The organism is Vibrio kagoshimensis (genome assembly GCF_050337535.1).
Taxonomy (GTDB): Bacteria; Pseudomonadota; Gammaproteobacteria; order Enterobacterales; family Vibrionaceae; genus Vibrio; species Vibrio gallaecicus.
Map to the genome: position 1 here is coordinate 212,658 of NZ_JAKJSZ010000009.1, position 24,936 is coordinate 237,593.

Genomic DNA, 24,936 nt, shown 5'->3' on the forward strand with positions numbered 1-24,936 from the left:
ATATTCCAAATGATTGCTTACCAATTCACCAGTAAAGACCCCCATGTCGCCGCGCTTATATCAGAAGCAGTCCTTTTCAAAACTTTTAATCACTTTCACTAAAGTACTTCTATTCAATTACCAAAGTGAATTTATATTCAATGTAAAACTGGACTATACCAGAAAAAAATAAACATGTAATTCAGCAACATAAGCACTAGTAATGGGGAATTATTTTGATTATTCAGGGGGACTAAGGTGATTTAAGGGGTAAAAGCAATTCAAAAAAATTTTGCGGTGTACTGCATATATCTCAAAACTAGAAGTATACGTCTGCTTTATTCATTAAATTTTGGATAAAAAAAATCGGCATATAAGCCGATAGAGGTAGGATAAATCTAGTTTGGGTAAGACTAAGAAGAGAGTCTATTACTTTTTTAAGGGAGGATTAACCGACAAGAGCAATTGGAGCTGAGTGGAGTATCATATTTGCACACACCATTCTGTCATGCATGACCTTAATAGAGTCACCAAATTTCAATACTTTAGAGGGCGATAAGTTAAACTCGTCTAAATCAACAGAAGCGCATAGACTTGATGAATCCCCCACTTCTAAAATAATAAAATAGCCTAGACTATATTCATTATTTAACCTGACAATATCACCTTCTACTGGTTCACAATAAGCGCTATTCTGCTGGTCGAAGAACCAACTTTTAGGCTGTACAGGCTTGTGGAATCGTTTAGCGGCAACGCAATACAGAGCTAGCTCAGCTTGACGAGGTTCTGTAAGACCCAAGCCACTAATTTGCTCTTTAAAGGTTTGATATGAGGAGGCATCATCAACGGTAAATTCATTGTGTTTGAAGGCGCAGTCCACCAGCGTTTTCTTAACTAGATTAGTTTTGAAAACCATATCTTGTCCTAGATCTAGCATCAATGAACGTAGCTGTTCATCGTAGTACCAATTCCATGTATCGCTGGGTTTAAGCATTGCTCGTCTCACACTAGTCAATAATCCATTAGGTAAAACGCTTAATTACCTTCCTTTGCAGTAATTTTACTGTTGAATAGGCAAAAAAAAAGAGGAAATGAATTCCTCTTTTTTATGTAAATTAGCTAAAAGTCAGATAGTTACACTGTACCTTATGACCAAATTATAGTTTGTATGCTTTTGTTGTAGGTTTTCAACAAAGTCACTATAGATTTTTAACAATGTCACGAACCAAGCTTGGACCTTTATAAATAAAGCCAGAGTACACCTGTACTAGCTTAGCGCCCGCCATCATTTTTTCTTTAGCAGCAACGTAAGAGTCCACACCACCTACGCCGATAATTGGTAAGGCATCGCCAAGCTCTTCGTGTAAACGACGAACAACTTCAGTGCTTCGTGATTGAACTGGACGTCCACTTAACCCACCCGCTTCATTGCAATGTTTCATACCTTCTACAATGCTGCGATCTAAAGTTGTATTTGTTGCGATCACACCGTCGATCTTATTTTTGATCAACGACTCGCAAATTTGGCAGATCTCATCATCACTAAGATCAGGGGCGATCTTCAGTGCTAATGGTACATACTTACCATGTTTCTTCTCTAGTTCTGACTGCTTAGCTTTAAGCTCTGCAAGAAGTTCATCTAAAGCCTCACCATATTGTAGTGAGCGTAGCCCTGGAGTATTTGGAGAAGAAATATTTACCGCGATGTAGCCAGCGTACTGATACACTTTTTCCATACAGATAATATAGTCGTCTGCACCCTTCTCTATTGGCGTATCTTTATTTTTACCAATGTTGATACCAAGAACGCCATCATAATTCGACTTTTTTACATTCTCAATTAAGTTATCGACACCTAGGTTATTAAAGCCCATTCGGTTAATAATGCCTTCCGCCTCAACCAGACGGAATAAACGTGGCTTATCATTACCAGATTGTGGGCGAGGTGTAACCGTACCTACTTCAACAAAACCAAACCCCATAGCACCAAATGCATCAATACATTCGCCGTTTTTATCTAAGCCGGCAGCTAAACCAACAGGGTTTTTGAAAGTTAAACCCATACACTCTACAGGTCGATTAGGTAATTGTTGACGGTACAAAAGATCAATAGGTGTGCCAGTAAAGCGTTTGAAATTTTGAATCGCAAGATCATGTGCCTTTTCGGCATCAAGTTGGAAAAAGCCAGTTCTGGCTAGACGGTAAAGCATTGTGCCTCCGATAGAAAAACCCGTGTGAACGGGGCGGTATTATTTACTTAATTCACGAACAATACAAACTTAATAGCAAGTTATACCCTATTTATTTCAAATATCGTCCGAGTATTTGATTTTTAGCAATCTAGTCTACTTTCTTCTAGTAAAAAGCCTATATACAAGAAAGTAGATATTAATCTAACATCTAAATGTTATTTAGATTAATCAAGCAAACGTTTACTCATGTCAGAAAAGTATTGAATACAATTGTTAGATACAAAAAAGACAAGGTAAAGTAGCGTTTAACTACCCTATCCTTGTCTCAATTATTATATGTTTAAATCTAAGCTTAAAGCTTTAAGAACTTAGTAACTGTAAAAATGCGATTAACTTGTTTTGTCTGAACTTGCTGAACAGTTTAAGTTAAGTAACATCAATTCACGCAGTGCAACTGAGAACTTAGCGAATTCATGTACAGAACCAACTTTGAACTCATTTAGAATACTTTCCCAACGATGTAATGAAATGGAGTTACTTTCCATCCATTCGTCTAATGCTTTAATCACATCAAAGTCACTCGCGCAGCCGCAGTTAAGTACCTGACCTGTTAATTGACGTTGTTGCCAATCTAAATCTTCTCTAAAGGCAGCTCTTGCCAGTGCTTGCCAGTTGTTATCCACCGCTTGACCATTAATTTGTTTTAAGAACCAATGCAGAGACAGTCTGTCGCCTAAATTAAAGTACAGTTTAGATGCTTGTTGGATGTTTTTACCTGTTTCACGGGACACTGTGGATATATCCAGTGCTGAGTAAAGACTAGACAAACGAGCAACAAAATTAGCCAATTTTCCTCCAACACCTTGCTCAATCCAAACTTGAGCAATTGCGTTATGTTCTTGAACCTCTGATTCCACCAACATTTCATCAAGTGTTTCAGTTATTGCATGAACATCACCTTGATAGAGTTCTACTAACGCTTTTACAGATTGTTTCCCTGTACGGTTTCTTAGTAACCAACGAGTTAATCTTCTCATTGTACGTCGTACATGGAATATCAATTCATATTGAGCACCATATGTAGCAACATTATCTAACTCTCGAATATCTTTAAGGACTTGACCAAAGCCATAGATTTCACGAGAAGCGGCATAGGCATTAGCGATATCAACAATATCAGCGCCTGTTTCTTCCTGTAATCGGGTCACAAAGTTACAGCCCATTTCATTAACCATTTGGTTAGCTAATGCTGTCGCTATAATTTCAGCACGTAATGGATGGTTATCCATATGCTCTGAATAGTTACGTCGTAACGCAGTTGGGAAGTACTGTGTCAACTGCTGTGCATGGAACTCATCGTTAGCGATTTCATCACAAACTAGATCTTCCTTCAGAACCATCTTTCCGTAAGCAACTAATACAGATAACTCAGGTCGAGTTAATGCTTGCCCTAGTTTCTCTCGCTCTAAAAGGGTTTCATCATCAGGGATATATTCTAGACCGCGATCTAAGTACCCTGCTTTCTCCATAGTGTGAATGAATCGAACTTGTTCTTTTACTAAACCAACACCTTGGTGTTCAGTTACAGAAATTGATTCAGCTTGGCAGTAGGCATCATCTAGAACAATAACGCCGACTTCATCTTCCATTGACTCTAAAATTTGATTTCGCTGCTTAACTGTTAGATCGCCGTTTGAAACCAGCCCATTAAGGAAGATTTTGATGTTCACTTCATTATCTGAACAATCTACACCACCAACGTTATCAACAAAGTCGGTATTTACGCGTCCACCTGTCAGCGCATATTCAATACGACCCAATTGAGTCATACCTAAGTTACCACCTTCGCCTACAACTTTAGCTTTAAGATCTCGACCATCGATACGGAGCACATCATTTGCGCGGTCACCAACATCTGTATGAGTCTCTTTCGACGACTTAACATAAGTTCCGATACCACCATTCCAAAGAAGATCGACCTGCATTGATAAGATCATTTTGATCAAATCATTAGGTGCCATTGATGCTTTCTTTGTACCAAGCATCTTCTGAATCTCTGGAGTCAGGGCTATTGATTTGGCACGACGAGAGAAAATGCCACCACCTTGCGAGATAAGATCTTTATTGTAATCTTCCCAGCTAGAGCGAGGTAGCTTGAACAAGCGATCACGTTCTTCCCAACTAGGGGCTGACTCAGGATTAGGGTCAATGAAAATATGCATGTGGTTAAACGCAGCTTGGAGGCGAATATGCTTAGAAAGCAACATACCATTACCAAATACATCCCCCGCCATGTCACCAACACCAATAGCAGTAAAGTCAGTGGTTTGACAGTTAATGTTCATTTCACGGAAGTGACGCTTAACTGACTCCCAGCCACCTTTGGCAGTAATGCCCATTGCTTTATGGTCATAACCATTTGAACCACCAGAAGCAAAAGCGTCGCCCAGCCAGAAATTGTATTCATCTGAAACAGAGTTTGCTAAATCTGAGAACGTAGCCGTACCTTTATCTGCTGCAACAACTAGGTATGGATCGTCTTCGTCATGACGAACAACACTCTTAGGCGGAATGACTTCCCCTTCGATAATGTTATCCGAAACATCCAGTAATGCTCTGATAAAACGTTTGTAACAACGCTGACCTTCAGCGAAGATTTCATCTCGACCTGTCATTGTGTGCTGACGTTTACAAACGAAACCGCCTTTCGCACCTACAGGAACGATAACAGTATTCTTAACTTGTTGCGCTTTCACCAAACCTAGGATTTCTGTACGGAAATCTTCCTGGCGATCTGACCAACGTAAACCACCACGAGCAACTTTACCGCCTCGTAAATGCACACCTTCAATGTCAGGTGCATAAACAAAAATTTCAAATGCAGGAACCGGCGCTGGGATGTCAGGAATCTCGCTTGGTTTCATTTTCAATGCTAACCAAGGTTTGAATTGCTTATTAGCATCTAGCTGATAATAGTTAGTACGTAGAGTTGCGCTGATCATTTCCATGTAACGGCGAATGATACGATCATCATCCAAGCTTTCAACATGGTCTAGCTGCTCTGTGATCTTCTTGATCAGATCCGCTTGACCTTTTTTGCTGCCTTTCAGTTTTGGATCAAATCGTTTCTCAAATAATGCCACCAGCCCTTTAGCTAATTCAGGGTAATGAGAAAGTGTGTCTTCAATATATTGCTGACTAAATGGGAAACCAACTTGACGCATGTAACGAGCATAAGCACGAAGAATTGAAATTTCACGTCCAGATAGTGCTGCGCCTAGCACCAAACGGTTGAAGCCATCACTTTCTAACTCACCAGCCCAAATTGCCGCAAATGCTTGTTGGAACAGATCACGAGCTTCACGTAAATCAACCGTCTTCTCGCTCTTATGAAGCATTGAGAAATCTAATATCCAGTAAGTAACACCATTGGTTTTACGTACTTCATAAGGAGATTCACCAATTACACGCAAGCCAAGGTTCTCTAACATCGGCATGACGTCTGATAAGTGAATTGGCTCATCACTATGGTAAAACAGTTTTAATTTAACAGCTTTAGAGTCTGCAGCCTCTTCTTGAGGGCGGTAGAAAAGCATCCCAAGTTTATCGTCTTCTGTAAGTGCTTCTAAACGTTCTATATCTGCAACCGCTGAACCTGGCATCATGTCTTCTTTATATGAGCGTGGGAATGCACGCATATATTCTTTAGACAATGGTAAACCTTTACTTTCACCGAAGTTCGCAACGATAGACTCTGATAAACGATCATCCCAAGATGAAGATACTTCCATTAAATTCTGCTCAATTGTCTTAACGTCGACATCCATATTGTTATTATCAACACGGACGATGTAATGCGTTCTTGCTAGAGGGCTTTCTGAAAAGTAAGTGGTAAATTCGACTTCTTGCTCACAACCAAAGTATTGCTTAAGGATTCGCTGAGTTTGACGGCGAAGCTCTGTGTTGTAACGATCTTTTGTGACATAAACCATGCAGCTGAAGAAACGACCAAAAGGATCTCTTCTTACGAACAAACGAAGTAAATCACGATCTTGCATTTGAACTACGCCAGTACCTACTTCTAGTAGTTCTTCTTCACGTGCTTGAAGCAGTTCATCTCGCGGGTAGTTTTCAAGAATATTGTGGAGTGCTTTATATGAGTATGAGCCATTTCGGTAACCGCTCGCCTCTAAGATTCGCTCTACTTTCTCACGAACTAATGGGATGCTTTCTACCGTTTGGTTATATACCGCGGAAGTGTAAAGACCAGTGAAGCGATGCTCACCAATTACTTTGCCTTTTTTATCAAATTTCTTAATGCCAATGTAATCGGTGTAAGCTGGTCTATGAATTCGTGATGCTGTATTGCCTTTCGTCACAATTAGCACGTAAGGCTTTTTAGCTTCAAGGCGAGCTGAATCGGAAAACTCAGACAGTTTCGTACTGCGTACACGTTCATCATTTGCAAAAAGACCCAAGCCTTTATCTTTAGTCGGTTGAAGCTCAGTATCACCATCGATAGAAACAAGATCATACTCTTTGTAACCCATGAATGTGAAGTTATGCTCACCCAACCAACGTAAAAACTCTAATGTTTCATCGAAACGTTGACCATCCACTGGAATCGTTTCTTTTTGTGCTTCAACTTGATTGGTGACTTCTTCAAGCTTTTCAACCATCAATAGCCAATCATTCACAACTAAGCTGGCATCTGTAAATATATCCAGTAGTTCTGTTTTAAGTGCCGTCATTTCAGCTTTACTACTTAGACGGTCTACTTCGATATGGAACAATGATTGGAAGACACCCTCATCGCGGCTTACACCAACGACTTCCCCTTTATCAGAGCGCAGTATTTGCGTTGGGTTATGAAGCATAAGGTGAGAAGAAAGATCAAGACGAGTCAATGCCATTTTGACAGAGTCCACAAGGAATGGGCTGTCTGGAACAACAATTTCTACAATGGTGTGAGTTGATTGCCAACCCTGTCTGCTGACTGCCGGATTAAATACTCGAACAGAAATATCGTCGGCTTTTTTTTCATTGATGTGGTGCCATAAGCTGACTACAGCACCATATAAATCGGATTCGTTTCTCTGGATTAAATCATCATGAGAAACATTGCTAAACAAATGTTGAGCAAGTTGCGTTACTAGAGGTCGATGAGCAAGGTCAAGTTTGTCTTGAATCAGTTTGTACACTTTTTCAAGTAAAACTGGAACCACAGTTTCACGTGCGGTCATAGTCACACTCCACAATTTTTATTGTATTTTATTATAGGGGGATTACTCACTCGCTGAACAAAACATTTGTTAAGTAAAAGCTCAGTAAGTAATGATAATGCATTTATTTATTGTAAAAGCATTATTGAGAAATGGTTAATAATTTTAGTAATAGCGGGAGGTGAATGTTTGATTATGTGATTAAGGTTCCCTTTAACTCTCTGAATAACGAGAGCTTTACAGAGCTTCTAACTTTATAAACTTATTATTATGGTCAGTTGTTAGTCTAAATAGCCCTTTAACCCCTATTTGTGTAAGAAATGGTCTGAAACGAGTTGCTGGCAATTGAAGCCTTAAACCCGTTGTCGTTATAACTTGCACACTACTTGCTGCTCCTGAGTAATGTGCTAAAAAATTCTGATAAGTAATGTTCAATGAAAAGTGATAATGATTCATGACTCTCCTACCTATTTGTGTATGTAACTATCCTAAGAATGCGAGTAAATAAAAAGTGGCGCACCTAGGTACACCACTTGTTCTCTTAGTTAGAGTTTATTGTGCTTATCTCAAAAATGTTGATTTTTTTGAGTTTAAGCTTCTAAAGCTTTTGTAACCTTCTCAAAAAGATCTTTTGCTAAATTATCCATCGCTTTTAGAGATTCAAGCTCTTTCTTGATTAAAGCTTGGCGTGCTTCATCATATAAACGATATTTTAGTAGCGGGTCGATAAGACGTGAAGCCACCTGAGGGTTACTGCTATTGAGTTCTCTCAATATTTCACCTGCAAACTCATAACCTTTACCTGATTTGTCATGGAAATGAACAGGGTTCTGATTTAAAAATGCACCAACTAAGTTACGAGTTCTGTTAGGATTTTTCAAGCTAAATGCCTGATGATTCATGCTTTCTTTAATTTTATCTAGCACATTTTCATCAGGGTTAGTTCCTTGCAAAGCAAACCACTTATCCATAACCAGACCATCATGTTTCCACTTGTCACTGTAATCAGACATCAGTGATTCACGGCACTCTAACTGGGCAGCATTTGCAGCGCCCATAGCTGCCATTGTATCAGTCATGTTATTAGAACTTTCATACAGAGCAACAACTAAGTCATTTCCTTGCTCGGTAAATGCTAAATACCCTAAACAAACCTTTCTTAATGTGCGTTTACCAATTGATGCATGCTCTACATTATATTCTGCCTGCGCATGGCTATGGTAAACCGCAGCAAGTTCACCTTCTAACTCTACAGCAAGGGTAAGTTTCATCGATTTTAGAACTGAAGCAATAGCATCAATATCGACACGAGCATACCAGCCAAATACTTCATTATGGTTTGGTAGAGCGATCATTTCAGCGATGAATGCAGGATCTAGTGAATCGCTTAGTAAAACTCCACGGAATGCATCAACCACTCCCGCAGAAAGTTCAAACGGCTTACCTTGTTGTACATTAAGAATATTCATGCGAATGTACTTTGCCAGTAACATTTGACCAGCATCCCAACGAGAAAACTCATTACGAGCATTAACCATTAAGAAAATAAGTTCTTCGTCAGAGTAATCATACTCCAGTTTAACTGGCGCTGAAAATTCACGTAGCAGAGAAGGAATTGGTCTTACCGATACGTTTTCAAACACGAATGTGTTCTCAGAATCTTTGACATCAAGTACGTTACGCACTGCATTTCCGTTACATTGTAACTCAACAACATCGCCAGACTGATTATATAGTTCAATATCTAACGGGATATGTAATGGCTGCTTATCTTCTTGCTCATGCGTTGGAGGAGTTGATTGAACTACTTTTAATGTATAAGTCTTAGCATCCTCATCATAACTGCTTGTTACAACTAATGTAGGCGTACCAGACTGGCTATACCATAAACGGAATTGAGATAAATCCACACCTGAAGCATCTTCCATTGAAAGAACGAAATCTTCACAAGTTGCAGCTGTGCCATCGTGACGCTCAAAGTAAAGTTTCATACCTTTCTGGAAATTAGTCTCACCAAGTAGTGTATGCATCATACGAATGATCTCACTACCCTTCTCATACACAGTTAGCGTATAGAAGTTATTCATTTCAATCACTTTTTCAGGACGAATTGGGTGAGACATCGGGCTTGCGTCTTCAGCGAATTGAGGACCACGAATAGTACGAACATTATTAATTCGATTAACTGAGCGAGAACCTAAGTCAGAAGAAAACTCTTGATCACGGAATACCGTTAAACCTTCTTTCAAGCTCAGTTGGAACCAGTCACGACAAGTAACACGGTTACCTGTCCAGTTATGGAAGTACTCATGCCCAATAACGGCTTCAATGCCTAAGTAATCAGTATCTGTTGCCGTTTGATCATTAGCTAGAACAAACTTAGAGTTAAAGATATTTAGCCCTTTATTCTCCATAGCCCCCATGTTGAAGAAATCTACAGCAACAATCATGTAGATATCTAAATCGTATTCTAAGTCGAAACGATCTTCATCCCACTTCATCGAATTAATAAGCGAAACCATCGCATGACTAGCTCGGTCTAGATTTCCTTTATCAACAAAAATTTCTAGATCAACTTTACGACCAGATTTTGTCGTGTAGTCATCTCTAAGTACATCAAAATCACCTGCAACTAGAGCAAATAGATATGCTGGTTTTGGATGCGGGTCTTGCCACTTAACCCAATGACGACCATTTTCAGCTTCACCCTCGTCTACTCGGTTACCGTTACTAAGTAAGAATGGATAAACAGCTTTGTCTGCAATCACCGTTGTCGTGAATTTTGCTAGAACATCAGGGCGATCCATGTAATAAGTAATACGGCGGAAGCCTTCTGCTTCACATTGAGTACAGAAGGCACCTCCAGATTTGTACAGACCTTCTAAGGCACTGTTACCTTCAGGGTCAACATCCGTTACGATTATTAGTTCAAACTCTTTAGGTAAGTCATTGAGTGTCAGGTTTGTATCTGATTGCTCAAAAGATTCCCACGGCTGGCCGTTTACAGAAACGGATACAAGCTTAAGGTTTTCACCATCTAATACTAACGTTGAGCTTTCTTTCTGTTGAGTGACGCTTGAAACTGCAGTGATAATTGAAGCAGTATCATGCAGGTCGAAAGTTAAATCGATGTCTGATATAAGATGTGAAGGTGATTGGTAATCTTTACGAAATTTGGCTTGCGGGTTATGCGCCATGTCTTAGTCCTTTTGAGCATTTTTAATAATAGTATTCTAACAACCTATATCTAAGGGCTTTGAACACATAACTCAAGGACAAATGTAAAAAAACGAGGTGTTTTTAGAAAACACCTCGCATTTTAGCTAGTAAAAACCAAACTATAAATATGAAACACCAACCACAAGATATAATTCAGTATATTTTATCGACAACAATCAGCGAATTCGATTCAATACCGCATACATATCACCTTCCTGTCCCTCTAAAGTCAGTACATCACTATTAAGGGTATACGTTGTGTCATGTTCGCCATTCTCGTAGAGAAGTACTAGGTGGTTGCCTTCCGTGTAATAAACGCCTCGATGTACAACTTCTCCGCCTAGTTCGTCAGAAACTCTAAACATAAATATAAAGTCAGGCTGTAAGACCAAATCCATTTTTTTAATATTACTGGCTCGGAGATCATCACCTGATAATTCAGCGCTTGACCAGATACCAGCTAAAGCATTCGGTAGTGCTTTGGTAAACATCACGCCATTTAAGTTCAGCATATTATGATTACTGCTATAAGCATAAACTTGTGGCTCAGAAGTGTTTAAGCCGAGAATGATCGTGTCATCATTAGCGGTATACATTCCTTCCCAGTGATCAACGCTGTAATCTTTTTTCTGAATGTCGATTTTAAACGTATAGTTTGATTCTAACGTTAACTTTATCGCTAAAAAGTTTTCCGCAGCACTATCAGGCTCTGGGTTTAATAAATACCAATCACCAAGTAATAATGGTAAGTCAAAGTGTGAGAGATCAGTATTATCTTTCACTTCACTGCTCCAAGCATTCAAGCTAAAGCAAATCAAAAGTATTAGTATCCATTTCATAGTCACCCCCTATGTTTTCTTTAAGCTTAGGCACTTAACTCATAGAACGCGAAAAAATTTGATCTGAATCACTAATTTAAGCTCGTGAATAAAGAATTCACTCAATAGTGGTATTAATTCTAGCGGCATTTACTCCAGCTAAAACTGAAAAAGGCGAGCTCTAAAAGCTCGCCTTTTTGATAACTAAAATCAGTCTTTAGTAAAAGTAATCATTTAAGGTTACAAGAAATGCTACTTTTTGATCATGTCGACCATAATTGACACTGACTCATCAAGATAGGCATCAGGAACTTCATAGTCTTTAGGTACATCATCAAGTGAAGCAAAAGCATCTAACTTATTTGCTTTCTGACGTAAATTGATACGCTCTAACCGCAGTGTTTCAGCGTCATCACTTTCTTGCTTACGCACTTTCTCATTTAACGATAACTGGTTGTCATCCTTATCAGCTTTGAATTTTGCAATATCTGCTTCAATAAAACCAAATTCCATATCACCAGAAATACGTAACTCATGAGCTTTCGTCAATTTAGCTATTTCAGATTCATTACGCTGTAACACTTGGTATTTTGCTTTATCGATGCTATCCCAAGGCAAAGCATTATCTTCAACACTTTCCCCAGTTTCAGCAGGATCAACGGGAGTTGGATAAGCAATATCCGGAATAACACCTTTATTCTGCGTACTGCCACCATTAATGCGGTAGAATTTCTGAATAGTATATTGAACGTACCCTAACTCTTTATCAAACAAGTCATAGATATGATTCAAAGAACGGTGTTGCTGCACGGTACCTTTACCAAATGAATTTTCACCCAAAATGATCGCACGTCCGTAGTCTTGCAATGCTGCAGCAAAAATTTCAGACGCAGAAGCACTGTAACGATTAACTAAAACAGTAAGTGGACCTTGATAACTAATTTCACCGTCAGTATCACTGTTAACTTTAACTCTACCGTAGCTGTCACGAACCTGAACCACGGGTCCTTCTTCAATAAACAAGCCAGATAAAGCCGTTGCTTCAGTTAATGCACCACCGCCGTTGTTACGAAGATCAACAATAATGCCATCAACACCGGTTTTCTTAAGTTCAGTAATTAACTTATCAGTGTCTTTCGATAGGCCAACATAGAAGCTTGGTACTTCTAAAACACCAATCTTACGTCCATCTTTTTCAATCACTTCGGACTTAACAGCACGGTCTTCTAAACGAATTTTATCTCGAACAATAGTGACAACGTGACTTTTTGCATCTTTACCATCAGGCAAGATCTGCAGCTTCACTTTTGTCCCTTTAGGACCCTTGATCAACTGGACAACATCATCTAGACGCCATCCAATGACATCAACCACTTCTTCGCCATCTTGTCCAACACCCACAATTCTATCACCCTCGCCTAGTTGTTTACTGCTAGACGCAGGTCCACCAGCAACTAAAGAACGGATAACAGTGTAATCGTCAGTCATTTGTAAAACAGCACCGATCCCTTCAAGAGATAGATTCATCTCTGACTGAAATTGTTCTGCATTACGAGGAGAAAGATAGCTAGTATGAGGATCGACTTCTCTAGAGAAAGCATTCATGTAAAGCTGAAAAGCATCTTCGTTACGCGATTGAGTGATACGTTTCATCGCATTGTTGTAACGCTTTTCTAACACTTCTTGAATTTCAGGCCACTCTTTACCCGTTAATTTTAGGTTCAATGCGTCATATTTAACGCGTTTTCGCCATAATTCATTAACTTCTTTGGTATTGGCAGGCCAAGCTGCTTCACTTCTATCTAACTCAATGCTTTCATCTACATCAAACTTAATTTCAGTATCAAGAAGTGATAAGGCAAATTGAAAACGTTCAAAACGCTTCTGCATGGATAGATTATAAACATCAAAAGCTACCTGATTATTACCCGACTTAAGCTGCTCATCTAATTGAATAGATAAAGGCTCAAAAGAATCCATGTCGGCTTGCGTAAAAATATTACGGTTGTAGTCAAGCATCTCTACGTAACGATTAAAAATAGCTTTGGAAAAATCGTCGTTGAGATTGAAATGTTTATAGTGAGATCGCGTAAATCGAGAAGTAACGCGTTTGCTCGCAGTTTCGTGTTGAACTTCTGGAGCAAGAAGAGGTAAGTCATCTAGGTTAAGTTTGGCTTCTAAAGCCTGAGCTGATGATGCCGCTAGCCATAAGCTAGCAGCAATCAGTGTCAATTTTGAACGGCATTTCATGCGTAGGAGTATCTCCTTTAAGCGCGCAAGTGCTCCGCTTTAACAACCATTTGTAGGCCGTTTGCTAACTGAACACGCACATCTTCCTTATTGATTTCAACAATGGTCGCAGCCATGTTTCCTTTACCCATGTTCACATTCACTTCTTTGCCAGCGATGAACTCATCAGCATTTAAAGCTCGTGTTTCTACAGGTTTTTCTACTTTCGGTGCTTTAGGCGCTTGGCGACGAGGCTGTTGAGCTTTCTTCGCTTTTGGTTTTGCTTTGCCTTCTTCACGTGCTTTTTGTGCTTGTTCTTTACGACGAGCTTGAACTTTAGCTTTGCTTTCAGCAAGCGTAGTTTTTGCATGCTCAACGTGTTCTTCTTCTAATACACCGCAAGCGTTACCGTCTAGATCTACACGTTCTGCACCAACTTTTACGCCGTGCAGGTAACGCCATGATGAAGTGTACTGTCTTAACGCTGCGCGAAGCTGTGTCTTACTTACTTTTTCATCTTCACTAAGACGTTCAGCAAGATCTTGAAAAATACCAATTTTAAGTGGTTTTGCTTCACCTTCTAAAGTAAAGCATTTAGGGAAACATTCAGCAACATATGCGATAACTTCTTTGCTGTTTTTTAACTTTTCAGTGTTTTCCATGTGGGTTCCTGGTTTTTGCGGTCTTCCGCGAGCATTAAGAAAATATTTTTACGTATTATAGAGACATGCAGAGGAAAAACCACAGTAAGAGAATAATTTATGCTTTGTTCGCGTGCGAATTGAGCAGCTTTTCCACTTCCACCATGAAAAACGTTAAACCTTCTTCATCAATTTCACTAAATCGACCAATTTTTGGGCTATCGATATCTAATACGCCCGCCACTTTTCCATTAATAGAAAAAGGAATAACGATTTCAGAGTTACTTGCAGCGTCACATGCTATGTGTCCCTCGAATTCATGCACATCATAAATACGCTGAATACTGTTTGTTGAAACCGCAGTTCCACAAACGCCACGACCCACAGGAATTCGAACACAAGCAGGTTGACCTTGGAAAGGGCCTAAAACCAATTCATCTTCTTTTAGTAAGTAAAAACCAGCCCAGTTAAGGTCATCTAACTCCATAAACAGTAATGCACTGATATTGGCTAGATTTGCAATAAAATCTGGTTCAGATTCAATTAACGCTGCTGCCTGTTTGGTTAAGCGCTGGTAATGTTCTATTTTCATATTAACTTCCGGTTAAATTGACACTTCCATTATTAAGAGAACTCCGTAAAATGCGACCAAAACACCTAAATAGGACTTATTCTCATTGCAAATGAAAAATTCAAATGACACTATTAGCCGTTCTTGGCTAATAAAACAAGTAAAAAAGCACAAGTCCAAATTACTGTTTGCTAACGTAATCGCTATTCTTGCGACACTAGTTAGTGTCCCTATCCCTCTATTAATGCCTTTAATGGTTGATGAAGTGCTCTTAAATAAGCCTGCTTCTGGGTTAGACATGATGAACATGCTATTACCCACTTCCATGCAAACCCCTACTGGCTATATTGCACTTACCCTACTTCTAGTTATTTTAATGCGCTCCGTCAGCCAAGCATTAAATATTCTACAAGGGCGCCAATTCACTCTCGTATCTAAAACAGTGACCTATCATATGCGTAGCAAAATGATAGAAAAGCTGGGACGGATCAGTATTCGACAATATGAGACCAAAGGCAGCGGCGGTATCAATGCTCATTTAATTACGGATATAGAGACCATTGATAAATTCATTGGTTCAACGCTCTCTAAGTTCATAGTCAGTTTTCTTACAGTAATAGGTACAGCTGGCGTGCTGCTTTGGCTTGAATGGCGACTAGGACTTTTCATTTTACTTGTTAACCCCATTGTTATTTACTTTTCAAGAAAGCTAGGCAGTAAGGTTAAGCACCTAAAGAAACGTGAGAACCAATCATTTGAGCATTTTCAAAATCGTTTAGTTGAAACGTTAGACGGCATTTACCAACTAAGAGCCGCGAATAAAGAAAGAATTTTTTTAGACGAATTAAAAGCGCAAGCTAATCAGGTTCGTATAGATGCTGATAAATATGCTTGGCAATCGGAAGCGGCAGGCCGAGTTTCATTCCTTCTCTTTTTATTGGGTTTCGAACTTTTTAGAGCTGTTGCTATGCTGATGGTGTTATTCAGCGACTTAACTATCGGTCAAATCTTCGCTGTCTTTGGCTATCTATGGTTTATGTTAGGTCCTGTACAAGAGTTATTAGGTATTCAATTCTCTTGGTATAGCGCTAAGGCAGCCTTGAAACGAATCAATGACCTTTTACTACTTGAGGAAGAGTACCGACCAATTAGTAAGGTCAACCCGTTTACTTCTAATAAAGAAGTTGACGTCTCCATAGAAAACGTTACATTCTCTTACAATTTAGAAAACACTGTTTTAAATGATTTATCGCTGGAAATACCCGCAGGGAAGAAAGTCGCACTTGTTGGCGCAAGTGGTGGTGGTAAATCTACGTTGATACAGCTTTTGATTGGTGTCTACCAAGCAGATTCCGGTAATATTCGTTTCAATGGTGAGACGACAGAAGACATCAGCTTCGACATAATAAGAAATCAAATAGCAGTTGTATTACAACAACCTATACTCTTTAACGACACCTTAAGGCATAATCTGACTCTTGGTGAAGACTACGACGAAATGGCTTTATGGCGTGCACTTGAAGTATCACAAATGCAAGATGTCATTACTCAGCTAAGTGATGGGTTAGATACTCAGATTGGTCGTAGTGGTGTTCGCTTATCAGGCGGGCAAAGACAAAGGTTAGCTATTGCTAGAATGGTGCTCAGTAACCCGAAGTTTGTTATTCTTGATGAAGCAACGTCGGCTTTAGACACCGCAACTGAAGCCGCTCTTCATAAAGCATTAAGTGAGTTTCTTAAAGATAGAACAACGCTCATTGTTGCTCATAGACTTTCAGCCGTGAAACAAGCTGATTTAATATATGTATTGGAAGATGGGCAAGTTACCCAAACAGGAACACATGGCGAACTGGTTGAACAACAAGGTCTCTATCAAACACTTTATGGGAGTGTACAGTCGCACGCCTAGCGTTTTACATTTTATGAATGCCTGCTCATTTGAGCAGTCATTGATAAACCTTGTCGGGCACGTTTCACTTATACGTGCCCTTGTTGCCTTCTCACCTATCAGGAAGGCTGCATGACCGTCTCAACCAAGCATCAATGTGATACAACCAATGTCCGTCTTTGTCAGGGTTGCGAACTACCTGTAGAGCGCGTCTCTGTTCCTTCTGGTAAAACAGCTTACTGCCCGAGATGTGGTACACAACTTTATAGAGGCGGGAGCCCTAGTTTATCCGGAAACCTAGCTTTAGCAGTAACATGCTTATTGCTATTTATACCCTCTCATTTTTTTGATTTTATTAGTATTCGTCTTATAGGGGTGATGATCCCTGCAACGTTACCTTCAGGTATGGTGACATTAATGGGCGAAGGCTTCCCTCTGCTCGCCCTTTTAATCCTATTCTGCAGTTCGATCGCCCCGTTTCTAGTCTGCTTTTCAGTTTTAGTGGCTCACGCTTCCCTGCATTTCAGATGGTTTATACCTCTTAAGTTATCTCTAAAGACTATTCAGACTTTAAAGCACTGGATGATGCTCGATGTATTTTTAGTGAGTGTCGCGATCTCATGTTTTAAGCTGCAAGATTATTCCGATATTTTTATTGGTGTAGGTTTAGTTGGATTGCTACTTTTACAATTGTTTTGCGTGTTGTTGATCACTCGAATCAGTGTAAGGCGTTACTGGGAGTCGTGGACCCAAGAGTCTCAATATGATTTCGAGAATAAAACCGTGCATTGCCACAATTGCCACCTTTCACAGCCTGAAAACGGAGCTTGCGTGCGTTGTCATCAAAAGCTTCACCACAGAAAACCCAATTCGATTCAAAAAACGTGGGCACTGCTTATAGCGGCATCGGTTGCGATAATACCTGCGAACGTCATTCCGATTTCTATACTGATAACAAATGGTCAGCGCTTAGAAGACACCATATTTTCTGGTGTAGCGTCATTAATCAAAAGTGAAATGTATGGCATCGCCATTATTATTTTCGTCGCTAGTATTGTTGTACCTGTTGCGAAAATTTTAGGGCTTGCTTACATCTTGCTATGCATCCAATTTAAACGTTCCGTCTTCCATAAGCAGAGGATGATTGTTTACTTCGTTGTTAAATGGGTTGGAAAATGGTCTGTGATGGATTTATTCGTTATTTCGATAATGATGACATTAGTTGACCGTGGACAAATTTTGAACTTTACACCGGGCTTTGGTGCAGTTGCATTTGGTATTGTCGTCATCCTTACCATGCTTGCTGTTGAAAGCCTTGATCCTAGATTAATTTGGGATAACTACACCTCTAAAGATGAGTCAGTGAATGAATAATAACAACCAATCACAAACTTCTTATTCGCCAGAAGTTAAAAAGAACAAAGGCATATCTCCACTTTGGATATTGCCAATTCTTACTATGTTGCTTGCTGGTTGGCTTGTCATGAAGTCGATACACGATGCTGGTCAACGCGTTCAAATTTACTTCTCGGACGCGGCAGGGTTGATCGCGGGTCGCACAACAATCCGCTATCAAGGTTTAGAGGTCGGTATGGTTCGGGATATTACCCTATCTGAAGACCTTTCTAATATTTATGTGGATGCGGATATCTACCCTGAAGCAAAAAAACTTCTTTCAAAAGAAACTCGCTTCTGGCTAGTGAAACCAACAGCAAGTTTATCTGGAATTTCCGGGCTAGATGCTTTGGTCTCTGGTAACTACATTGCGATCCACCCTAGCGAAACGTCTAGTGAACCTGAAACCGTATTTAACGCTTTAGATAGTGCCCCCTCTGATTTACTCGCTTCTGACGGCTTAAACATTATGCTCACCGCAAAAGATTTAGGCGGTATTTCTGTTGGTTCTCAGATTGTTTATAAAAAAATCCCTATCGGTGAGGTATACAGCTACAAGCTCAATGACAATTCTAAATCTGTAACAATCAAAGCAGCAATTCATGACGAATATAGCCATATCATTACAGACGAAAGCCGTTTTTGGAATGTCAGTGGCTTAGGTGCAAGTATTGGGTTTTCTGGTGTTGACGTTAGGATGGAAAGCCTAAGTGCCCTTCTTGGTGGCTCTATTGCTGTTGATTCTCCTGGCGGTGGAGAGGCAGTTGAAATGAACACCAAATTCAAACTCTATCAAGATTTGAAAACGGCTGGCCGTGGTATAGCGGTCAAAATATCCGTTCCTGATGACAATAAAATCAGTTCAACAGGTGCTCCTATTATGTATCGAGGAATTGAGATCGGACAAGTCACTGACTTATCTTTAAGCGAAGGTCGTGAAGAAGTGATCGCCTCCGCTGCTATTCAGCCGGCTTTCAGTGATTTTCTCAATACAGGCAGTAAATTCATATTGGAAGAAGCAAAAGTATCCCTAACTGGTGTGGAAAACATTGCTAACCTTGTCACCGGTAATTTCTTAACTCTCGTGCCAGGAGAAGGAAGTAAAGCCCGCAGTTTTCACGCTATTCGCAAGCATGAATACAATCAGCAACAAGAGAAATCCATTGCGATTCGTTTAAAATCTAATAACTCTTTTGGACTAGATGTAGGCACAAACCTCCTTTACAAAGGGATTGCCGTTGGCTCGATTATCGAAGTTGGCTTGATAGAAAACGTTGGCAAGGGTAATGCTAAACATGAAGTCTACATGGATGCACTTATTGATAACCAGTATGCTCACCTTATCAAAAGTAATAACCGCTTTTATGTGACCGGCAGCGCGACTGCTGAACTCACAGAATCAGGACTTAGTGTGACAGTACCACCTGCGAAACAGTTATTAACAGGCTCTATTAGTTTTGTGAGTGAAGGCGCTGAAAGAGCACGCCCTGACTATCAATTATTCAAAAGCCAGTCGCTAGCTGAACTAGCAAAATATAACCAATCGGGCTCTCAGACTTTATCGCTTTTTGCCAGTGAGTTGCCTCCTATTTCTAAAGGAAGTCCCCTTCTCTATCGCAACCTACAAGTAGGCAGCATTTCTGATTTTTACCTAACTGACGGTGGTGTGAAAATTAAAGCGACTATTGAAAACCGATACAAGCACCTAGTGACCAACCAAACTGTATTTTGGAATCGTTCAGGTGTGGAAGTTGACGCGTCTTTATCAGGTATCAGTATTAAAGCAGATCCTCTAAAAACATTAGTTCAAGGTGGAATAGCGTTTGATTCTCTACCGGGCATTGATAATAAGATCGGTAAACAATGGAAGCTTTATTCTGATTCAAAGACGGCCCGTAAATTTGGTAGAGCTATCCAGCTGACATCTTCTGGCGCTCAAGAAGTCAGTAAAGGTACACCAATTAAATACCAAGGCGTTACAGTTGGCGAAGTGACACTAGTTGTTCCAAACTTCAAAAAACGCGGCATAGAAGTAACAGCAAGAGTACTACCTGAATACGTGGATAGAATTGCAGTCAATGATAGCCACTTTTGGGTCGCTGAAGCGGAAATTGGTTTGGATGGAATAAAAAATGTATCGGCTTTATTATCTAAGTACATCAATGTTGAGCCGGGGAAAGGTCAACCACAACTCTCTTTCACGCTTTCAAGCTCTCCGAATAAGGTCGAAGGCAAAACCTTCATTCTTCAAAGTGAAACCCGAGGCTCTGTGAAAGTGGGGACTCCAGTATTATTCCGTGAAATGGAAATAGGCTCAGTAACCGATGTAAAACTTGGGCAATTTGCTGATCGCATCATTTCAACGATTGAAGTTCTACCTGAATACACCTACTTAATAAGAAGCAACAGCGTATTTTGGAACACTTCTGGTGTTGATGTCTCTATTGGTTTGTCCGGCGCAAATATTAAGTCAGGAACAGTAGATAGCTTAATTCGTGGTGGAATTACTTTCTCAACCCCTGAAGGTAAGCAATTACAGGCAACAGCAGAAGAAGGTCAATCATTCTATTTATATCCTACTGCCGAAGATGGATGGAAAGAATGGCGCACAGCCATCCCTAAGCCATAAGCGTTAGGTTTAGGTTTAGGTTTAGGTTTAGGTTTAGGTTTAGCCAAGTTCCTAGTCCACCTTTACCAAAAAGATTGTCAGAATAGACTTAACAAGTCGAAATCAACAGTAATTATAAATGCAGCCTTAGTGCTGCATTTTTATTGTTTAGCCTACCTCCATTTTCGATTACACTTCCCACATTATCGCTTTTATCGAGATTTCCATTTGCACGCTAATATTTATATCCCCGAAGAATTCTTAAAAAATATTGAAGAGATCATGCCTAGCCACTTAGATATGGCTTCTTTTATTTCCGCATGTCAAAAGCCTCTTCGTAAAAGTATACGCGTCAATACTCTAAAAATTAGCGTTACTGACTTTTTAAAACGTGCTGAAGCTAAGGACTGGGAATTAGAACCTGTGCCTTGGTGCAACACTGGATTTTGGATAACAGCAGACGAAAGTGATGTTCCATTGGGAAACACTGCTGAACACATGTCTGGTTTATTCTACATTCAAGAAGCCAGTTCTATGATGCCTGTTTCTGCACTCTTCCAAAACAATGAAAAGTATCAAGCTGTTTTGGATACCGCTGCTGCCCCAGGTTCTAAAACCACGCAGATTGCCGCTCTGATGAATAACGAAGGCGTACTTGTTGCTAACGAATATGCAGCAAGTCGTGTAAAAGTACTCCATGCGAACATTGAACGATGTGGTGTAAGAAATGCGGCATTAAGTAATTTCGATGGACGAGTATTTGGCGGTTGGTTACCAGAGCAATTTGATGCGGTATTACTTGATGCTCCTTGTTCAGGAGAAGGTACAATTCGTAAAGATGCTGATGCCATGAAAAACTGGAGCCATCAGTCAGTTTTAGACATTGCTGAAACACAAAAAGATCTGATTGAAAGTGCTTTTCATGCATTAAAACCTAATGGGGTTCTAGTTTACTCAACCTGCACATTAAGCACAGAAGAAAACCAGCAAGTTTGTCACCATCTGAAAAGTACATTTGGCGATGCAGTGGAGTTTGAAACCTTAGATACTTTATTTGAAAATGCTCAAGCAGCAACAACTGAAGAAGGCTTCTTACACATATTCCCGCAAGTTTATGACTGCGAAGGTTTCTTTGTTGCTAGGATTCGAAAGCTAGCATCTGTCACTCCGCCAAAAGTTAAGAAAAGAATGGGAAAATTTCCATTTTCGAAAGCACCATCAAAAATTCAAGATGAAGTGTCTAGCCTCCTGTTAGAAGCACTAGATGTCACCTTACCTTCAGACTCTCAGGTATGGATACGTGATAAAGATGTTTGGTTATTCCCTGCTGCATTGGAACCAATGATTGGTGAGTTTCGCTTTTCCCGTATGGGAATTAAAATTGCCGAGACTCATAAAAAAGGCTATCGCTGGCAACACCAAGTAGCAACCACGCTGGCTACAGGCAACGAGTCTAATATCATCAAACTGTGCATTGAAGATGCCAGAGAATGGTTTATGGGAAGAGATGTTCGCCCTGAATCAATACCAGGCAAAGGTGAAGTACTCGTAGAATTTGATGGAGCAATTATTGGATTAGGTAAGTGGGTAGGAAACCGAATTAAGAATGGTCTGCCTCGTGAACTAGTAAAAGATAAGAACTTATTCTAAATATTCAGTTCAGAAATTTCATTCAGAGAGCTCTATGACTCATAAGGCTTCTGATAAACATAAAAAAGCCCCAATCAATAAGCGTATTGATTGGGGCTTAAATCTTTGAATTTTAAAAATTAAGCTTCTTTAGCTAAACGGATACCTTCAGAATCGATAGTGATTTTACCTGCTTTATATAAACCACCGATTGTTTTCTTAAACGTACCTTTACTTGTTCTAAATGCGGCAAAGATTGCATCAGGTGATGATTTATCGTTAAGAGGTAAAAAGCCCTCTTTCTTTTCAAGTAAGTCCATTACTTTTGCGCTTAGGTCGTCCATTTTACCTACGCCAATTTTTTGAAGTGATAAATCAATTTTGCCATCTTCGCGTACGTTCTTAATGTAGCCTTTTAGAGCTTTACCAATAAATAGCTTTCCAATGACTTCAGAAGGGAAAATCATACCCCAGTGTTCACCGTTCACAATCGCTTTGTAGCCTAATTGACTACGCTCCGCAATGATCAAATCCACTTGTTCGTTAGTCTTGTATTCGGCAGGAGTGTTATCAAGCCATTTATTGAATTTTGTTGTACCAACAATACGGCTCGATGCCTTATCAATGTACACGTATACTAGGATAGATTGACCTTCGTTCAAACGACCGCGTTGTTCGCTAAATGGAACTAACAAATCTTTACTTTTTACGCCCCAACTCATGAAAGCGCCAATGCTATTAACACCTTCAACAGTCATTAATCCAAATTCACCTACTTGTGCGATAGGTTTTTCTGTTGTCGCTGCAATTTGATTATCTGAGTCGATGTATAAGAAGACATCTAACTTATGACCAATTTCAACACCTTCAGGAGTAAATTTTTTCGGTAATAACACGGTTCCGTAGTCACCAGCATTAAGGAATACACCGAAATCAGCTTGTTTTACTACTTCTAAGTTGTTTACTTGACCAACATTAATCATCAAAATTGTCTCTACTTTAAATTTGCCAGAGATTATACGTGATCTCTGTTATGCTTTCGCTAGTTTCATTAATATTTTTCAACTCTAGGAGCCCTCGTTGATCACCGTAGATAAACAAGATGCAATTACACTCAAAATAAACCATGCAATGGCGAAAACAAAAACGTTGGACATGGATGTATATCTTTTTATTCCCGGCGAACTCGGCCTTACTCCTGAAGTCCTCTCTGAAAGTGCATTTTACTACAGCTCGATTACTCAAAAACGCGCGTATTATAGTGATAAAACACTATTACCTTTGGTTCACAGTCGCTTGGCCAAACGTGGCAGGTTATCAATTACCCAATATCGAGTAAGTCTAAGTTTATTCGCATACCAATACGTTATTGCTCTTGATACCGCGGTTAACAGTTTAAACAAAGCACCTGGTGACAGCGTAACAGCCGATGAAGTCGATGAAGTCATTGAACTTGCTTTAGATATTCTCAAGAAACTAAGACGAAGTATCCCTTACGAAGAAAACCTCAAGCGCTACTATGCCAATATTGATAACTACCTTTCTTGGTACACAGAACAGAAGTTTTTATCTCTTATTGCTCATATGCCAAGAGACAATGAATACTCCACTATAAAAGAGCGTTTAGTTGCACTTTGTGAAAAAGAAACCGCTCACCGCCGATTAAATCGATATAACTCGACTCAAGTTCGTGAAGATGTCACGCGCTTAAGTAATAAGATGCGCCTTTTAAGACGTTTGATTGAACACCCGATTGTCTTAAAAGAAAAGACAACCTCTATGGGTAACAATGTCAAACGAGCAGTAAAAGGGATAGCAACTGGGTTGGTGATGGTCTTTGTTACCACTACAGTCATATTAGCTCGAGACTTTCTTGGAGAGATCACTGCATCTTTCATCGTTTCTATGTCGTTTATTTATGCGCTACGAGAGATATTTAAAGACGATTTAAGAGATATTCTATGGCGTTGGATCCGTAAAGGAAAACCTAAGTGGAAGCGCCGCTACTACGACCCAACAACTAACAAATCAGTTGGGCAAAAATTGGAATGGCTGGACTACACTGCCTTCTCAAAGTTAGCGGATAAGATTCAATCCATCCGTAAAAAGCGAGTGGTTCAACGGGAAGAGCAAATTTTGCATTATCGCTCTCAAACCCACATGTCTACATCACTGTTTATGAGTGGCTACGAAGAAACACGCGAATCTGTATCCATTAGCCTTCGAGCTTTAACTCGATTAATGGATAAAGGCTCCAATAAGGTCTATAGGCTGAATGAGGGGCAAGTTAGCAGAGAGTCTGTTGAAAAACGCCACCTATTAAACTTGATTATTAAAGAAAATAACCATGATGCAGAGCCAACTTATTATCGTTGGAAAATTGTCATGAACCGTTCAAAGATTGTCGATATCGAAGAAATTAAGCAAGATACTTAACCGGTAATTTACACTTTAAATAACAAGAACCCATTTCACTTACAAGAGCCCATTTTACATAGATGGGCTTTTTGACATCAAAGAGCCTACCTCTCAGTACAAACACACA

General features: G+C 39.7%; 15 protein-coding genes. 5 read left to right on the forward strand and 10 right to left on the reverse strand.

Annotation, left to right across the window (positions count from 1 at the left end):
- Positions 1 to 427: 427 nt before the first annotated feature.
- From L4C37_RS10870 to L4C37_RS10910, 9 genes are all read right to left on the reverse strand, one after another.
- The gene (locus tag L4C37_RS10870) at positions 428 to 973 is read right to left on the reverse strand and encodes a cell division protein ZapC (protein ID WP_137373256.1); all 546 of its coding nucleotides are present in this window, start codon (positions 971 to 973) and stop codon (positions 428 to 430) included.
- Positions 974 to 1,178: 205 nt separating this feature from the next.
- The gene (pyrD, locus tag L4C37_RS10875) at positions 1,179 to 2,189 is read right to left on the reverse strand and encodes a quinone-dependent dihydroorotate dehydrogenase (RefSeq protein ID WP_372267702.1); all 1,011 of its coding nucleotides are present in this window, start codon (positions 2,187 to 2,189) and stop codon (positions 1,179 to 1,181) included.
- A gap of 371 nt (positions 2,190 to 2,560) precedes the next feature.
- Positions 2,561 to 7,414, reverse strand: coding sequence for an NAD-glutamate dehydrogenase (locus tag L4C37_RS10880; protein WP_429768578.1), 4,854 nt, complete (start codon positions 7,412 to 7,414; stop codon positions 2,561 to 2,563).
- Between the two features lie 216 nt (positions 7,415 to 7,630).
- On the reverse strand, positions 7,631 to 7,849 hold the full coding sequence (locus L4C37_RS10885; RefSeq protein ID WP_429768579.1) for a DUF2835 domain-containing protein: 219 nt from the start codon (positions 7,847 to 7,849) through the stop codon (positions 7,631 to 7,633).
- Between the two features lie 134 nt (positions 7,850 to 7,983).
- Positions 7,984 to 10,590 carry an aminopeptidase N gene (gene pepN, locus L4C37_RS10890; protein ID WP_429768580.1) on the reverse strand — a complete coding sequence of 869 codons (2,607 nt, stop codon included), beginning with the start codon at positions 10,588 to 10,590 and terminating at the stop codon, positions 7,984 to 7,986.
- Between the two features lie 198 nt (positions 10,591 to 10,788).
- Positions 10,789 to 11,451 (reverse strand): hypothetical protein, encoded by a 663-nt coding sequence (locus tag L4C37_RS10895; RefSeq protein WP_429768582.1) that lies wholly within the window; start codon positions 11,449 to 11,451, stop codon positions 10,789 to 10,791.
- Positions 11,452 to 11,682: 231 nt separating this feature from the next.
- Positions 11,683 to 13,680 carry a carboxy terminal-processing peptidase gene (gene prc, locus L4C37_RS10900; RefSeq protein WP_429768583.1) on the reverse strand — a complete coding sequence of 666 codons (1,998 nt, stop codon included), beginning with the start codon at positions 13,678 to 13,680 and terminating at the stop codon, positions 11,683 to 11,685.
- A gap of 17 nt (positions 13,681 to 13,697) precedes the next feature.
- Positions 13,698 to 14,321, reverse strand: coding sequence for an RNA chaperone ProQ (gene proQ, locus L4C37_RS10905; RefSeq protein ID WP_137373263.1), 624 nt, complete (start codon positions 14,319 to 14,321; stop codon positions 13,698 to 13,700).
- Between the two features lie 97 nt (positions 14,322 to 14,418).
- The gene (locus L4C37_RS10910; protein WP_137373264.1) at positions 14,419 to 14,892 is read right to left on the reverse strand and encodes a GAF domain-containing protein; all 474 of its coding nucleotides are present in this window, start codon (positions 14,890 to 14,892) and stop codon (positions 14,419 to 14,421) included.
- Positions 14,893 to 14,983: 91 nt separating this feature from the next.
- On the opposite strand from L4C37_RS10910, the gene L4C37_RS10915 reads away from it, so the two are divergent.
- The 4 genes from L4C37_RS10915 to rsmF all read left to right on the forward strand — a co-directional run bounded on the left by L4C37_RS10915 (position 14,984) and on the right by rsmF (position 22,412).
- Positions 14,984 to 16,780 (forward strand): ABC transporter ATP-binding protein, encoded by a 1,797-nt coding sequence (locus tag L4C37_RS10915; protein ID WP_137373311.1) that lies wholly within the window; start codon positions 14,984 to 14,986, stop codon positions 16,778 to 16,780.
- 111 nt (positions 16,781 to 16,891) lie between these two features.
- Positions 16,892 to 18,133, forward strand: coding sequence for a PqiA/YebS family transporter subunit (locus L4C37_RS10920; protein ID WP_429768584.1), 1,242 nt, complete (start codon positions 16,892 to 16,894; stop codon positions 18,131 to 18,133).
- Positions 18,126 to 20,783 carry an MlaD family protein gene (locus L4C37_RS10925; RefSeq protein WP_273295253.1) on the forward strand — a complete coding sequence of 886 codons (2,658 nt, stop codon included), beginning with the start codon at positions 18,126 to 18,128 and terminating at the stop codon, positions 20,781 to 20,783. The genes L4C37_RS10920 and L4C37_RS10925 overlap by 8 nt, the downstream gene beginning before the upstream one ends.
- Before the next feature lie 207 nt (positions 20,784 to 20,990).
- Positions 20,991 to 22,412 carry a 16S rRNA (cytosine(1407)-C(5))-methyltransferase RsmF gene (rsmF, locus tag L4C37_RS10930; protein WP_429768585.1) on the forward strand — a complete coding sequence of 474 codons (1,422 nt, stop codon included), beginning with the start codon at positions 20,991 to 20,993 and terminating at the stop codon, positions 22,410 to 22,412.
- A 119-nt stretch (positions 22,413 to 22,531) separates the two neighbouring features.
- Here the strand turns inward: rsmF and L4C37_RS10935 are convergent, their stop codons facing one another.
- On the reverse strand, positions 22,532 to 23,374 hold the full coding sequence (locus L4C37_RS10935) for a CvfB family protein (RefSeq protein WP_137373312.1): 843 nt from the start codon (positions 23,372 to 23,374) through the stop codon (positions 22,532 to 22,534).
- 97 nt (positions 23,375 to 23,471) lie between these two features.
- On the opposite strand from L4C37_RS10935, the gene L4C37_RS10940 reads away from it, so the two are divergent.
- Positions 23,472 to 24,827 (forward strand): hypothetical protein, encoded by a 1,356-nt coding sequence (locus L4C37_RS10940; RefSeq protein WP_429768586.1) that lies wholly within the window; start codon positions 23,472 to 23,474, stop codon positions 24,825 to 24,827.
- Positions 24,828 to 24,936 lie beyond the last annotated feature (109 nt).

Bases quoted from the DNA above. Each gene is read 5' to 3' on its own strand.
- L4C37_RS10870 (WP_137373256.1), bottom strand. From the start codon at position 973: ATGCTTAAACCCAGCGATACATGGAATTGGTACTACGATGAACAGCTA.
- pyrD (WP_372267702.1), bottom strand. From the start codon at position 2,189: ATGCTTTACCGTCTAGCCAGAACTGGCTTTTTCCAACTTGATGCCGAA.
- L4C37_RS10880 (WP_429768578.1), bottom strand. From the start codon at position 7,414: ATGACCGCACGTGAAACTGTGGTTCCAGTTTTACTTGAAAAAGTGTAC.
- L4C37_RS10885 (WP_429768579.1), bottom strand. From the start codon at position 7,849: ATGAATCATTATCACTTTTCATTGAACATTACTTATCAGAATTTTTTA.
- pepN (WP_429768580.1), bottom strand. From the start codon at position 10,590: ATGGCGCATAACCCGCAAGCCAAATTTCGTAAAGATTACCAATCACCT.
- L4C37_RS10895 (WP_429768582.1), bottom strand. From the start codon at position 11,451: ATGAAATGGATACTAATACTTTTGATTTGCTTTAGCTTGAATGCTTGG.
- prc (WP_429768583.1), bottom strand. From the start codon at position 13,680: ATGAAATGCCGTTCAAAATTGACACTGATTGCTGCTAGCTTATGGCTA.
- proQ (WP_137373263.1), bottom strand. From the start codon at position 14,321: ATGGAAAACACTGAAAAGTTAAAAAACAGCAAAGAAGTTATCGCATAT.
- L4C37_RS10910 (WP_137373264.1), bottom strand. From the start codon at position 14,892: ATGAAAATAGAACATTACCAGCGCTTAACCAAACAGGCAGCAGCGTTA.
- L4C37_RS10915 (WP_137373311.1), top strand. From the start codon at position 14,984: ATGAAAAATTCAAATGACACTATTAGCCGTTCTTGGCTAATAAAACAA.
- L4C37_RS10920 (WP_429768584.1), top strand. From the start codon at position 16,892: ATGACCGTCTCAACCAAGCATCAATGTGATACAACCAATGTCCGTCTT.
- L4C37_RS10925 (WP_273295253.1), top strand. From the start codon at position 18,126: ATGAATAATAACAACCAATCACAAACTTCTTATTCGCCAGAAGTTAAA.
- L4C37_RS10935 (WP_137373312.1), bottom strand. From the start codon at position 23,374: ATGATTAATGTTGGTCAAGTAAACAACTTAGAAGTAGTAAAACAAGCT.